Origin of the sequence: Paenibacillus konkukensis (assembly GCF_023523925.1) — a bacterium.
GTDB classification, from domain to species: domain Bacteria; phylum Bacillota; class Bacilli; order Paenibacillales; family NBRC-103111; genus Paenibacillus_S; species Paenibacillus_S doosanensis.
Window position 1 is genome coordinate 5400962 of record NZ_CP027059.1, and the last position, 13939, is coordinate 5414900.

Sequence of the window (13939 nt, forward strand, 5' to 3'; positions counted from 1 at the left end):
GGAGAGAAACAGAAGAACAGGGAGGCTGGCGCATGAACCCGGTGACGGCAAAGATGAAGATAGGAATTATCGGCTGCGGCAATATTAGCACTATTTATTGTAAGGCCGGGAGCAAGTTTGACATCCTGGACATTGCCGCTTGCGCCGATCTGGATGTGGAGCGGGCTCGGGTCAAAGCCGAGCAGTTCGCTAGCCCCAAGGCGTGCTCCGTTGCGGAGCTGCTGGCCGACCCCGAGATTGAGCTGGTCGTGAATTTAACGGTGCCTCACGCCCATGCCGACATTCATTTGCAGGCGCTGCGGGCGGGCAAGCATACGTACGGCGAGAAGCCGCTGGCCGTCAGCCTGGAAGACGGTAAAGCCGTGCTGGCGCTTGCGCGGGACAAAGGGCTGCGCGTCGGGTCCGCGCCCGATACTTTCCTGGGCGGAGGGCTGCAGACATGCCGCAAGCTGATCGACGACGGCTGGATCGGCACGCCGGTGGCAGCTACTGCGTTTCTCATGAGCCACGGACCGGAAAGCTGGCATCCGAACCCGGATTTCCTGTACCAGGTCGGCGCGGGGCCGATGTTTGACATGGGGCCGTATTATTTGACCGCACTTGTCCATCTGCTGGGGCCGGTACGTCGGGTGACCGGTTCGGCGGCCGTAACCTTCCCCGAGCGAACGATTACGGGAGAAGTCGACTACGGGCGCAAAATTCCGGTGGAAACGCCGACCCACATCGCCGGCGTGCTTGATTTTCACAGCGGAGCCATCGGTACGATCATTACCAGCTTTGACGTTTGGGGCAGCAAGCTGCCCCGCATCGAAATATACGGCTCGGCCGGCACATTGGTCGTTCCCGATCCGAATACGTTCGGCGGCCCGATATATGTGAAGCGCCACGATCAGAGCGATTTTGCCGAAATTCCGGCGGCATTTGCCTTTAACGATAACAGCCGGGGCATCGGCGTGGCCGATATGGCCCATGCGATCCGCAGCGGCCGTATGCACCGGGCGAACGGGGAACTGGCGTACCACGTGCTGGAGCTGATGCACGGGTTTCATATCGCTTCTCGCGAAGGCCGGCATTATCTCGTCGAAAGCAGCTGCGCAAGGCCGGCTGCGCTGCCTATGGAGCTGCCGCTTAACGCACTGGATTAACCAACAAGAGTAAAAAGCAAAGCCGTTCCGGCTGTCTGAAGAGACGGCCCGAACGGCTTTGCTTTGTTGCGGAGGAGAGTTAGGCGTTCAAATAAATCGTTTGGCCAGTGGCGGCCGATTCGTAGATGGCTTCGAGAATTTCGCTGACGACCAGCGCTTGCTCCGGTTTGACGAACGGTTCGGTATCGTTCAGGATACACTCGATCCACAGGCGCGCCTCCATGTCGGCCGGCGTTTCATCTTTCTGCGCGCCGTAAAATACGACCGGAGCGGAATCGAAGCGGATTTTGTGATCGTACAGACGGCCGAGCCGCTCGCCGTTCAGGCGCAGGCTGTCATCCATGTCGGCCCCTGCCTTGGTGCCGCACAACACCGTTTTGGCTTCGCGAACATCGAGCGTATTTAACGCCCAGCTTGCTTCAAGGGTGATGGTGGCGCCGTTCTCCATCTTGATGAAACCGACAGCCGCATCCTCTACGGTAAATTTGTCAGGGTCCCACGAACCCCACAGGTTGGCGGCGTTTCGGGTGCCGCCGAGCTTGTGGAAGACAGAGCCGGTCACGCTGACAGGCTTGTAATTGTCCATCATCCACAGCGTCAAATCCAGCGCGTGCGTGCCGATATCGATCAGCGGGCCGCCGCCCTGCAGATCCTTCTCCAGGAAGACGCCCCATGTCGGCACCGCCCGGCGGCGAATCGCCAGCGCTTTCCCGTAATAAATGTCCCCGAGCTCGCCCATCTCGCACAACTGCTTCAAATATAAGCTGTCTTGACGATAGCGGTTCTGGTAACCGATCGTCAACTTTTTGCCGGTTCGCTTGGCGGCCTCCAGCATCCGCTTGGCGTCGGCCGAGGTGATTGCCATCGGCTTTTCGCACATGACGTGTTTGCCCGCCTCCAGCGCCGCCACCGTAATCTCGGCATGCGAGCTGTTGGGCGTGCAGACATGAACGACGTCGATAGCGCTTTCCTCCAGCAGCTTGCGGTAGTCGGAATACACTTTGGCCCCGTCTGCGCCGAACTGTTTGGCCGCTAGGGCCGCCTTATCTTCTTCCAAATCGCAGAAAGCTATGACCCGAGCCTGAGGCACCTTGGCCAAACTCGGCAAATGTTTGGAGGTGCCGATGCCTCCAAGGCCGATGATTCCGATGTTTACTTGATGTTGTGTCACGTTCATTACCTCCCGAGCAGCTTGGTCATTTGGGCAAAATTGATTTTGGCGCAATCGAATTGGTTCAGAGCGGAAAAGTCCTGCTCGATAAAAATGGTTTTGACGATGCCCATATCGCGTACGGTTTGAATAATGGCGGCGATGTCCATCACGCCGCTGCCGATTTCCGTGAACTGCTCGGGCGACGAAGTGCCCAGTTTTTTGTCGAGCGTAATGTCCGAGTCGACTCCGAACACATCAAACCAGTTGACCGGCAGTGCCGATGCGGGCATATCTTTTTGATGAACGAGGTCGCAGCGGTTGCCCAGGACGCGCAAATATTCGCACGGGTCGACGCCGCCCCGCAGCGCCCAATACGTGTCAAATTCAATTTTGACCAGAGCAGGGTCGGTATGCTGCAAAATAAGGTCCATGACATAAACGCCGTCGAACTTCTGGAACTCCTGAAAGTGGTTGTGGTAATAGAAGTCGAGACCGTGTTTTTGACATGTTTCGCCGCAGCGGTTGAGCTGATCGCTGAAATCGAGTACGGCTTGTTTGTTTTTGAACATATGCATGGAGATGGAGGCCGCCGGCATGCCGATTTCCTGGGCGAAAGGAATCAAATAATCCCAGTTGACGCTTTCGATCGGGAACATTTGGGCGTTCAATGCCTTCATGTTAAGACGGTCGAGGCATCGCTTCAGCTCCGGCGCCCGCAATCCGTATACGCTGTAGCCGCCGACGCCTTCGGCGTCCGAATAATGGATGGCCAGCTCCAAATTCGAGTATCCGAGCTCGGCTACTTTTTCCAAAGCTCCCACGGGGTCTTTCATCAATTCGTGTCTGACGGTATAAAGCTGCAATCCAAGCTCTAAGCTCATAGCAGAACATCCTTTCATACGATGGTATCGATTACGAGATGATTATAAAACGAGCTTCCGGCCGGGGACACTCATAGGTTTGACTTATGTGGTGGACGTAATTGCACCTAAGCAAAATCGTCCACCAATTTCGGCAATTTTCTGTGTGGGCACGGGGAGAAGGCGCAGCTATAATCACAATGAAACAAATCCAACGTAACAGCCGGGGTGAGAGCGATGCGAGCGATTGATTTGAATTGCGATATGGGAGAAAGCTTTGGCGTGTATAAGCTGGGAGCGGACGAGGAAGCGATGCGCTGGATCACTTCAGCCAACATCGCCTGCGGGTTTCATGCGGGCGATCCGGACATCATGGACCGGACGGTTGGCCTTGCGGCGGAGCACGGCGTCTGCATCGGCGTTCATATGGGGTACCCCGATTTGGCTGGATTCGGACGCAGAGCTATGCGTTTGTCCCTTGAGGAATTGACGAATTGCTGCATCTATCAGATCGGAGCGCTTGAGGCGTTCTGCCGCAAGCACGGCACGGCCATTCGGCATGTCAAGCCTCACGGCAGCATGAGCAATATGGCCGACACGGACGATGCGGTGGCGGAAGCGATCGTTGAGGCGGTTATACTGACGACTCCGCGAACAGCTCTTCTCGCTCGGCCGGGGAGCAAGCTGGGTAAGGTCGCAATAGAGCGCGGCCTTCCCGTTATTTCGGAGCTGTATGCCGATCGCGCTTATTGCGCGGACGGGACATTGGCGCCGAGAAGTTTGCCGGGGGCCGTGCTGCACGATCCGGAGGAAGCGGCGCAGCAGGCGGTGCGGATGATCGTGGAAGGCTGGACGAAGACGTTAGGCGGCCAGCGGTTGAATATTCATGGAGACAGCTTATGCGTGCACGGGGATACGAAAGGAGCGCTGGATTTGATCCTGCGCATTAGGGCCGGGCTGGAGAAGGCAGGGATTCGCATTGAGCGGCGCTGAACGGTGGGACCCGCAATATGAGCCGCTGGGCGATTCGGCGGTTGTCATCCGGCTCGGCGACAAGATTGATACGGTCGTACACCGCCGGGTGAAAGCGCTAACGGCTTATTTGCATGCATGTCCGTTTCCCGGGATGATCGAATGCGTCCCTTCTTTCGTCAGTGTTGCCGTATATTATGACCCTGTGCAAGTGTTGGCTAAGCAAAAGGAGAGGCGGTGCGGATGGACGACGCTATTTCAAACCGTATGCGGCTTGCTGGCCGAGCTTATCGAACGGATACGGGAGGAGGAAGCCGAGCCCGAGGCGCCGAGAATAGTCAGAGTACCGGTGTATTACGGCGGGGAGACGGGACCCGATCTTGACGATGTGGCGCGGCATTGCGGACTAGAGGCAGAGGAAGTCATCCGGCTGCATAGCGGTGGAACCTACACCGTGTATATGATCGGGTTTGCTCCCGGATTTCCCTATTTGGGAGGCATGCCGGAGCGGATCGCCGCACCGCGGCGTCACACCCCGCGGCCGTTGGTGCCTGCCGGTTCTGTGGGAATCGCTGGCGCGCAAACGGGCGTTTACTCCGTAGCGACGCCGGGAGGCTGGCAAATTATCGGACGCACGCCGCTGCGCTTGTTTCGCCCGGAAGCCGATCCTCCGAGCTTCTTGCGGGCGGGGGATGTCGTGCGTTTTTATCCGATCTCCTTGAAGCAATACGAGGAATTCATCGAAGAAGGGTTGGGGGAACGATGAGCTTAAAGCTGATTCATCCCGGTCTGCTAACGACCGTTCAGGATCTCGGACGCACGGGCTATCAGCAATACGGCGTTGTCGTCAGTGGCGCGATGGACCGGCTATCGCTGCGCATCGCCAATATGTTGGTCGGCAACCGGGAGGATGAGGCGGCGCTGGAGATCACGCTGCGCGGGCCGGAGCTGGCGGTGCAGCAAGATACGCTGCTGGCGATTTGCGGCGCGGACTTGTCGCCGACAGTGGATGGCATTGCGTTGCCGCAATGGCGGCCGGTGCTCGTCGGAACAGGCGGCGTTGTCCGATTCGGCCCCTGCAGATCGGGGTGCCGGGCTTATGTGGCCGTTGCGGGCGGCATCGACGTACCGCAGGTACTTGGCAGCCGGAGCACGTACTTGCGGGGCGGGCTGGGCGGCTTCGAAGGGAGAATGCTTAAGGCCGGGGATGTTGTCAAGCAGGGGCCGGCGGGAGAAAGGTCCGCGCGGCTCGCGAAGCGGCTTACCGAACGCCTTACACCCGATAGGCCGTTCCAAGCTGCCGCTTGGCACATCCATCCCCCGCATATGGCGGCCGTCAGCGAGCCGCTTGGCGTACGGGTGACGCCGGGGGCGCAGCTTGGGCGCTTGGACCAAGACAGCCGGAAGCGGCTGTTCGGGTCTGTATTCGAGGTGAGCCCCCAATCCGACCGAATGGGCTACCGCTTGCAAGGGGCCGCCTTGCGGCAAACGTCTACTGAAGAATTGTTATCCGAAGCGGTGCCGCCGGGAACCGTACAGCTGCCTTCCGACGGGAGCCCGATCATTTTGCTGGCAGACCGGCAAACGACGGGCGGGTATCCGCGAATCGCGCATGTCGTTTCCGCCGATCTTCCGGCGTTAGGCCAAGCGAAGCCGGGAGACAAGCTGCGTTTCCGGCCGGTTACGCTGGAGCAGGCGGAGCGGCTTTATTTGCTGCAGGAACGCGAAATGGCGCAAATCCGGATGGGCATCCGACTGAAACTACAAAATAAAATGGACAAGGAGATGTAACATATGATGACGATTCAGGAATTGAAGGACTTGATGAAACTGATCGACCGTTCCTCCATTCAACATTTCGAGCTTGAGGCAGAATCGGCCAAAATCAGAATCGCCAAGGCGGCTTCCGGAACCTCCCAGCTTCAGCAAGCGGCTGCGCCGAATCACGGGACCCTGCCGCTTTCCCCGGGCGCCTTGCCGGAGCCGGACAACGGCCATGCCGCCGCACACGCTTCCGCAGAGCCTTCTGCACCGGAGGCCGATTCCCGGCTGCGTGCGATCGTCTCCCCGCTGGTCGGGACGTTTTATTCCGCCGCCGAGCCGAATGCGAGACCGTATGCGCAAATCGGGGACCGCATTCAGCCGGGCAGCGTCGTCTGCATCGTGGAGGCAATGAAGCTATTTAATCAGATCGAAGCCGAGATGGGCGGCGAAATCGTGGAAGTATTGGCCCAAAACGGAGAATTGGTGGAATACGGCCAGGCATTGTTTATGGTCAGAGTGGAGTAGGTGGACGGGATGTTTAAAAAGGTACTGATTGCCAATCGCGGAGAGATTGCCGTGCGGATCATTCGGGCATGCCAAGAATTGGACATCGCCACCGTCGCCGTCTATTCGGAAGCGGATAAAGATTCGCTTCATGTGCGGATGGCGGACGAAGCTTATTGCATCGGGCCTGCACCGGCTAAACAAAGTTATTTGAACATCGTTCATTTAATGGCGATAGCCAGCCGCACCGAAGCGGATGCCATTCATCCGGGTTACGGCTTTCTCGCGGAAAATGCCGACTTCGCGGAAATTTGCCAGGCATGCGGCATTGTTTTCATTGGCCCTTCCGCCGATGCTATCGCCCGTATGGGCGACAAAGCGATCGCCAAGAGCACTATGAAGCGCGCGGGCGTACCGACGGTGCCTGGCACGGACGGGCTTGTTCAGGATGCGGAGGAAGCCGCGCAGGAAGCGCGGAACATCGGCTATCCGGTGATCATCAAGGCGACGGCGGGTGGGGGCGGCAAGGGCATGAGGGTCGTGCGCAGCGAAACGGAGCTGCTTCAGGCGATCCTGCAGGCGCAGCGCGAGGCGGAGACCGCTTTCGGCAACGCGGGGGTGTATCTGGAGAAATATCTGGAGCAGCCCAGGCACGTGGAAATTCAAATTATCGCCGATTCGTTCGGAAATGTCGTTTATTTGGGCGAGCGGGACTGCTCCATTCAGCGGCGTCATCAGAAGCTCGTCGAGGAGGCGCCCTCCCCTGCGTTGACGCCGCAATTACGCGAGAGGATGGGGGAGGCCGCCGCCGCTGCCGCCAAAGAGGTAGGCTACTACGGCGCGGGGACCGTGGAATTTTTGCTGAATCCGGACGACAGCTTTTATTTTATGGAGATGAACACAAGAATTCAGGTGGAACACCCCGTAACCGAGCTGATTACAGGTATTGATCTGGTCAAAGAGCAGATCGCCGTCGCCGCGGGCGCAGCGCTTTCCTTCAGTCAGGACGATGTGCGCATATCCGGCTGGGCGATCGAATGCCGGATCAATGCGGAGAATGCGGCCCGCGACTTTATGCCGTCACCTGGCAAGGTGGAGGCGTATTTGCCTCCGGGCGGCTTTGGCGTTCGCGTCGACAGCGCCGTGTACCCGGGGTATCGGATTTCACCGTTCTACGACTCCATGGTCGCCAAGGTCATCGTCTGGGGGAAAACTCGGGAAGAGGCGATTCAGCGAATGAAACGGGCGCTTGGGGAATTTCAAATCGACGGCATTTATACGACAATCCCGTTTCACCTGTGGCTGCTGAAGCAGGATGAATTTGTTTCCGGGCAGTTTAATATCCGTTTTCTGGAGAATCATACGCCGGAGCTGTAAAGTATGGTAACAGGTCAAGGCGTATGGCGGAGAAATGCTGGAGTGAGCAAGCGATATAATACCGGGTGAAAGAGCAGAAATCTCAGCCGGTGGAGAAAGGGGGCTTACATTGCTGCCAAGTCGGCTGCTAGATAGTGGTGCGAATGTGAAGCGAACATGAATTTCCCGGGGGATTCGCACCTGTACGAAATCGAATGGTGTTATCGGATTATAGCGATGCTTCTATATCTTATGGCTTATTCAGTAGATTAGCTGTATTATTAAACCAAATAAACCTTTTTCAGGGTTAATATTCCTTGGAAATCGGAGTCGCACCCTGCACGGGTGCGTGGATTGAAATTATACCCCATCTTAGGTACATCATTAAGAGGGTGTCGCACCCTGCACGGGTGCGTGGATTGAAATGCCTGTAGCATTCATGCCCGCGGGCGAGCGGCCGTCGCACCCTGCACGGGTGCGTGGATTGAAATCTGATTTACCCTGTCCAAATCGTTACCCAAGAGGGCGTCGCACCCTGCACGGGTGCGTGGATTGAAATTATTTAATAAGCCGAGTCCTGTCAGCCGTGACGGTCGCACCCTGCACGGGTGCGTGGATTGAAATACCGTCATTCCACTTTGTCTAAAGTAAATTTCGTTGTCGCACCCTGCACGGGTGCGTGGATTGAAATACGGAAGAGCAAATGGAAAAGCTCAAATGGATATTGTCGCACCCTGCACGGGTGCGTGGATTGAAATGATAGCGACAGAAGGAGGGGACGCCACGCATGAGTCGCACCCTGCACGGGTGCGTGGATTGAAATGTGATCCGACGGAGATTTTGTACAAAGACACCCAAGTCGCACCCTGCACGGGTGCGTGGATTGAAATTTCTTTACCTTTTGCATTGGTCGTATCTTGAGCCGGTCGCACCCTGCACGGGTGCGTGGATTGAAATGCCTGATCGCTGCCGAGCCATTTCGTGAGCTTTCCGTCGCACCCTGCACGGGTGCGTGGATTGAAATTGAGCTTTTAATTGCCTCATGGGGATGGTGGCATGTCGCACCCTGCACGGGTGCGTGGATTGAAATCTTACCCGATTCGTTACCAGACATATCTACACTTGTGGTCGCACCCCACACGGGTGCGTGGATTGAAATATAAACGAGGATGATTCTAAGAAAATATTCTATTGTGTCGCACCCCGCACGGGTGCGTGGATTGAAATCATGTGCAGCGACGCACAACGCTTGCCGGATATGGTCGCACCCCGCACGGGTGCGTGGATTGAAATTCAAACATCCTGAAAGTGCCTTTGGTTGACCAAAACAGTCGCACCCCGCACGGGTGCGTGGATTGAAATAACGCCGCATCTACCGTCATGGATTGGTTAGTGGTCGCACCCTGCACGGGTGCGTGGATTGAAATAGCTTGTTATTCATGATGTTCTGCTTGTAAGCCCGGTCGCACCCTGCACGGGGGCGTGGGTTGAAATTCCCCGGAATGGGCTAAGAAGCTCGGCGTCGATATTGTAGCACCCAGTCCGCCTCCCCCAAGTCATCGTCCATTTTTAAAAATTGAGGAGGGAGTATTCTTCTCCGCCCGGTCAACGATAAGCCCTTAAGCTTTGAATGAGAAAAAGATTGAATACAGCACTGCAAGCTCAATGAGAGATGCCGCGGTGCTTATTATTTAGGATCACGATTCACGAGCAAAGCTGGATGCGAAAGCGAATGGGGCGTACATTGCTGCCGAGTCGGCTGCTAAATTGCGGTGCGAATGTGAAGTGAACATGAATTCCCGGGGGATTCTATATGAAATCGAATGGTGTTATCGGATTATAGCGATGCTTCTATATCTTATGGCTTATTCAGTAGATTAGGTGTATTATTAAACCAAATAAACCTTTTTCAGGGTTAATATTCCTTGGAAATCGGAGTCGCACCTCGCACCCCATGCGTGGATTCAAATCTCGGGCATCAGAAGGCCGAGTAAGTTGCCAACGTCGAACCCCGGAGGAATGCCTGGATTGAAATATGAACGCTACTACTAAGGAAAAGGCCGCCATCCGAAATTATTGAATTGGTAAGGAGTACGAAGTAATGAATGTTTTAACATTAAGAGCATTTTTTATAGCTAAGGAATCAGGGGAACTTCCACCTTACCTTGGCTCTACGCTTCGGGGGATTTTGGGCCATTGTTTGCGAGACTTTGCTTGCATCGCTCCCGGGGTACGCTGTCATCTATGTGAACATTCGGCTGGGTGCGGCTATGCCAAGTATTTTTGTTCTCCTGGCAATGTCGCCGGTGCGGTGAATCCTTATGTCATTTACACGTCGATTCGCGACAAGACCGTATGGCGAACAGGGGATAGCTGCGTGTTTGATATTACTTTGATTGGCGAGACTGTACATTCTGCAGGCTATTATTTGGATGGATTGGTTGCCATGGGCAACAGAGGCTGGGGAGCGGGGCGTATGCGTTTTTCTCTTGAGCAGGTCATTAATCCCAACAGCGGCACATTGGTTTGGAGCAACGGAAAGTCCTGGCTGCGCAACGTCTCCTTTTCGACGATTTCTTCGATTCAGCGCAAGGCTAGCGGAGCGCTCATTCGATTCGATAGTCCCACTCGCGTGTTGATTCAACGCAATTTATGTCGCAAATTATCTTTTGCTACACTGGTTCAGTCGTTAACCCGAAGAATTTCGCTATTATCGCATGCTTACTCTAACCGTCTGCTTCCTTGGGATGAAGAAAAGTTGGTTGCAGAAGCGCAGAGGGTTCGAACGGTCGAAGAACATTGGTCTTCGGTCGACTTCAAACGTTATTCTATCAATCATGATCATGAGCTGTCTCTTCCGGCGATAGAAGGGTGGGCGCGATATGAGGGAGATTTGACTCCGTTCACGCCACTGTTGGATGCGGGAACACGTCTGCACGTCGGAAAAAACGCCACCCATGGATTCGGACATTATCAGGTGTATTACGATCGTTAATCTATTCTTCGAAGAAAGGTGATTCTGATGAGCGAAAGCAACAAAAAAGATGTATTTCAGAAAATTCTGCAAAACTACAGCCACATGAACAAAATGATGGTGGAAGAACTGGAGCTTGCCTCCTCTCATGGTGGAGTGACCGGACATTATCGCGAGGCGATGTGGATGAAGTTTTTTCGCAGCATGATTCCGAAGAAGTATTCGCTGGCTCAAGGTGTCATCTTGATTGATTCGAATCGCAACGTATCCAAGGAAGTGGACATCGCCGTTTACGACGAAGCGTACACTCCTTATGTCTACCAGTACAATACATTGAAGTTTATCCCGATCGAAGCCGTTGCCGTAGTTATTGAGTGCAAGAGCAAGAGTTACGATCTCAGCCAGCTTAAGGCTTGGGCAGATGAAATCAATAATCTAACTCCAAAAGCGTCCGGTATTGCTCGAATGGCTACCGGTTATGTGAGCGGACTAACGAACGATTACCAAGCCAAGACAAGTCCGATCAAGATTTTCGTCTGCTTGAAAAGTGTGAAGGAAGAACGCACTATCGATGATACTGCAGAACAATTGAATGCCTTCGATTTTATTATTCAACAGCATGAGGAGCAATTCGATTTACGAACGAACAACGAGCGGCAAACGCTCGATTGGTGGGGACGAAAATTAAATGGGACGTTGGATAAGGAGGATCAAAGAACGGGGAAGGAAAGAGAGGGGTTGAAACTTTACAATAGAACTGACGATGAACAGAAGATTAAGAGTCGAGCCCCAAGCTTTCCGGAACTGACGATAGATGAAACCACCCTGCTCCAAAATACGCTGGCTGATCTAAAGGTAGAAGGTTATCCTTTGCTAACGTTGAATTTGCAGTTGAATCAGTTGCTGATGCTGATCAACAACCCGATGCTATTCCCTCATTTTGCATATGCGCGTGCTTTCAATAAGAAAGTTTGATTTCGGCAGGAGGTGAAAATTCCAGTGAGTGTCTACGCTTTTATCGACGTATCCCAAAAACAGGAGTTTATCTATAGGCAGAACCAGTTGAAAAATAATCTTTTGAATTCCTATACCATCAAAAAGTTGACTGAGGATATGGGGCAGCATCAGGCAGATACGGAATTAGGGCCTTCACTTAATGACTATCTGGCACGAACGGAAGCAGAGTTTGTCTATTCCGGCGGAGGCAATAGCATTGTTCGTTTCCCGAATCGGGAGCAAGCGACGCAATTTGTTAACAATTACTCGCTTGACGTATTGAAGACTTATCCCGAGCTGGAATTGTATATTAGTACAGTGGACGATGCGGAGTTCGCTGCTGATGATGTTGAACGAGAGAAGAAAATCAGAAAAAGCTTGATCGAGAAAGCGGACCGGATGAAGGATCGGCGGAAAGCCAAATTTCGGCGCTGGTCTTACGGCATTGAGCAAATTGACGAGACGGGGAGAGCCGAATGTGAGGCAACGAAACAGGAAGCCCATTGGCAGGAGGCGAAAGCCTACTTGTACAGCAAGTGGGGGAAGTTGATCGAACAGTCGTGTTTTGAAACGACCGATGAGCTGCAAAAGTACAGAACAGACGAGCAAAGCAAAAGTTACATCGGCGTCATTGCGATTGACGGTAATCAGATGGGAAAGATGGTTGAGCGAACCAAGACCTTCAAGGAGCTTGGCGAGTTAAGTTCAGCCATTGAGGAGTTGTATTTCCAAGCGGTTCGTGAAGCACTTCGGGCTATTCCGTATGAGGAAAAACGCAGCCGTTTCGTCACGCCAGTGGTCATGTCAGGGGATGATATTTGTCTGATTGTTCGAGCCGAAAGTGCCGTTCAACTTGCTGCAAATATCGTTGATCAGATTCAAACTATCTCCGAGCGAATGAAGCAGACAAACCCTCTGCTCAACGAAGTCATCCCAGCGCCCTATTTAACGGCTTGTGCGGGCGTAGCGATCGTCAAAGTCACTTATCCCTTCTACGATGCCGTCAAAGCGGCCGAAAGACTCTGCCTTCAGGCCAAGGAGCAGATTTATAAGGTGGAGGAAGGAACATCTTCAGAGGAGGAGCCGGCGTCTTTTATTGATTGGGAGATCATTCATGGTCAAGCTCAAGCAGATCGTTATGATCGATTCGTTAAGCACAGAAACGAGAGGGAGATTTTCCATATCAGGCCTTTGCGCATCGATCAGATGGGAGCGTTTCAGAATGGTGTATATGGTTATTATCCTATGATAGCGTTAGCAAAAGCAATAAATGAAGATTCCGAAATCAGCTCCTCGTTGATGGAGGACCTGAAGAAACTGACCTATAAGGGCAAAGAAGAATACGAAAATTACTTTCATACGAGTCAAACAGAAGGTCCGAAAAGGCTTATGAAATTGGTCTCTCGTTGCTTCGAAGGTCGTAGCAGAAAAGATGTTCCGATCATCGAGTCCGAAGAGAATCGTTCAACCACCTACTTGCTGAACGACTTGCTTATCGTATTGCCTTTCTTGGGGGAGAAAGAGGTGCATAAGAATGATCAACTTGCCGACGGGTAAAATTGAAATACGTTTGTTGAGCGAGGCCATATTTGCCAGCGGAGAGAAAGAGAGCCATCTTGTTCACTCCAGAGCGCTGACCGACCGTGACGGATTCGTTTATTTCCATGCCAAATCACTGAAGGGTCAGTTGAAAAGGCAAGCCTTCTGGCTGTTAGAACAGTATCGGAGTTTTGATCTGGAGAAGGCCAAGGCATTTCTACATTCCATTGAGCGATTATTCGGACTGAATGGTAATGAACGGTCGATTCATTGGCCGGGATCCGAAGAGCGATATTCGTCTCAGGGAACGATGCGTCTGGGGGCGCTGGAACTGCCCGCCGCTGTGAAAAGCTATTTTTTGAAAATGATGAAAGATGATGAGGCGGATGAGTACTATACTCTGTCAACTCACGATTTAATAGCGGCGCAAACGCATATTCGATCAAGAATTGAAGTGAAGAATGGAACCGCTAAGGATAAAAGCTTAACGACTTATCACACCGTTCGGGAAGATCTTGTGTTTTATGCAACGGTGTCTTTTGAAAGTAGGCCGCACGCTGAGGATCTTGAAAACTTGAACCGTATTGTCTGTTCATTGGAACGGATCGGGGCTGGGATACACCGCGGGCACGGAGAGGTTGAGGCCCGTTTGTTCTTGAGTGGGGTGGAGGAATGA

General features: G+C 53.6%; 12 protein-coding genes and 1 CRISPR repeat array. Of the genes, 10 read left to right on the forward strand and 2 right to left on the reverse strand.

The features are described from left to right. The first annotated feature begins 32 nt into the window (after positions 1–32). Complete coding sequence (locus SK3146_RS23560) at positions 33–1145, forward strand: Gfo/Idh/MocA family protein (protein WP_249861054.1); 1113 nt, start codon at positions 33–35, stop codon at positions 1143–1145. 79 nt (positions 1146–1224) lie between these two features. Here SK3146_RS23560 and SK3146_RS23565 read toward each other — a convergent pair whose 3' ends face one another. Together SK3146_RS23565 and SK3146_RS23570 are read right to left on the reverse strand one after the other, a co-directional pair. Further along, positions 1225–2316 carry a Gfo/Idh/MocA family protein gene (locus tag SK3146_RS23565; RefSeq protein WP_249861055.1) on the reverse strand — a complete coding sequence of 364 codons (1092 nt, stop codon included), beginning with the start codon at positions 2314–2316 and terminating at the stop codon, positions 1225–1227. A gap of 5 nt (positions 2317–2321) precedes the next feature. Further along, positions 2322–3179, reverse strand: a complete 858-nt coding sequence (locus SK3146_RS23570) for a sugar phosphate isomerase/epimerase family protein (RefSeq protein WP_249861056.1) — start codon at positions 3177–3179, stop codon at positions 2322–2324. 243 nt (positions 3180–3422) lie between these two features. On the opposite strand from SK3146_RS23570, the gene SK3146_RS23575 reads away from it, so the two are divergent. The 9 genes from SK3146_RS23575 (at position 3423) to SK3146_RS23615 (ending at position 13939) form a co-directional block, all read left to right on the forward strand. Then, positions 3423–4151: a LamB/YcsF family protein gene (locus SK3146_RS23575; protein ID WP_249861057.1), complete on the forward strand. Its 729-nt coding sequence runs from the start codon at positions 3423–3425 to the stop codon at positions 4149–4151. Continuing rightward, positions 4138–4896: a 5-oxoprolinase subunit PxpB gene (gene pxpB, locus SK3146_RS23580; RefSeq protein WP_249861058.1), complete on the forward strand. Its 759-nt coding sequence runs from the start codon at positions 4138–4140 to the stop codon at positions 4894–4896. Before SK3146_RS23575 ends, pxpB begins: the two co-directional genes overlap by 14 nt. Then, a complete protein-coding gene (locus tag SK3146_RS23585) occupies positions 4893–5921 on the forward strand; it encodes a 5-oxoprolinase subunit C family protein (protein ID WP_249861059.1) in 1029 nt (342 codons plus the stop codon). Before pxpB ends, SK3146_RS23585 begins: the two co-directional genes overlap by 4 nt. A 3-nt stretch (positions 5922–5924) precedes the next feature. Beyond that, a complete protein-coding gene (accB, locus tag SK3146_RS23590) occupies positions 5925–6419 on the forward strand; it encodes an acetyl-CoA carboxylase biotin carboxyl carrier protein (RefSeq protein WP_249861060.1) in 495 nt (164 codons plus the stop codon). 9 nt (positions 6420–6428) lie between these two features. Next, a complete protein-coding gene (gene accC, locus SK3146_RS23595) occupies positions 6429–7775 on the forward strand; it encodes an acetyl-CoA carboxylase biotin carboxylase subunit (protein ID WP_249861061.1) in 1347 nt (448 codons plus the stop codon). Positions 7776–8083: 308 nt separating this feature from the next. Further along, positions 8084–9248: a CRISPR direct-repeat array (repeat unit 32 nt; unit sequence GTCGCACCCCGCACGGGTGCGTGGATTGAAAT). 607 nt (positions 9249–9855) lie between these two features. Further along, the gene (gene cas6, locus SK3146_RS23600) at positions 9856–10749 is read left to right on the forward strand and encodes a CRISPR system precrRNA processing endoribonuclease RAMP protein Cas6 (protein WP_249861062.1); all 894 of its coding nucleotides are present in this window, start codon (positions 9856–9858) and stop codon (positions 10747–10749) included. A 27-nt stretch (positions 10750–10776) separates the two neighbouring features. Next, complete coding sequence (locus SK3146_RS23605; RefSeq protein WP_249861063.1) at positions 10777–11703, forward strand: DUF6602 domain-containing protein; 927 nt, start codon at positions 10777–10779, stop codon at positions 11701–11703. Between the two features lie 24 nt (positions 11704–11727). After that, positions 11728–13281: a Cas10/Cmr2 second palm domain-containing protein gene (locus tag SK3146_RS23610; RefSeq protein ID WP_249861064.1), complete on the forward strand. Its 1554-nt coding sequence runs from the start codon at positions 11728–11730 to the stop codon at positions 13279–13281. Further along, positions 13259–13939 carry an RAMP superfamily CRISPR-associated protein gene (locus tag SK3146_RS23615; protein WP_249861065.1) on the forward strand — a complete coding sequence of 227 codons (681 nt, stop codon included), beginning with the start codon at positions 13259–13261 and terminating at the stop codon, positions 13937–13939. Before SK3146_RS23610 ends, SK3146_RS23615 begins: the two co-directional genes overlap by 23 nt.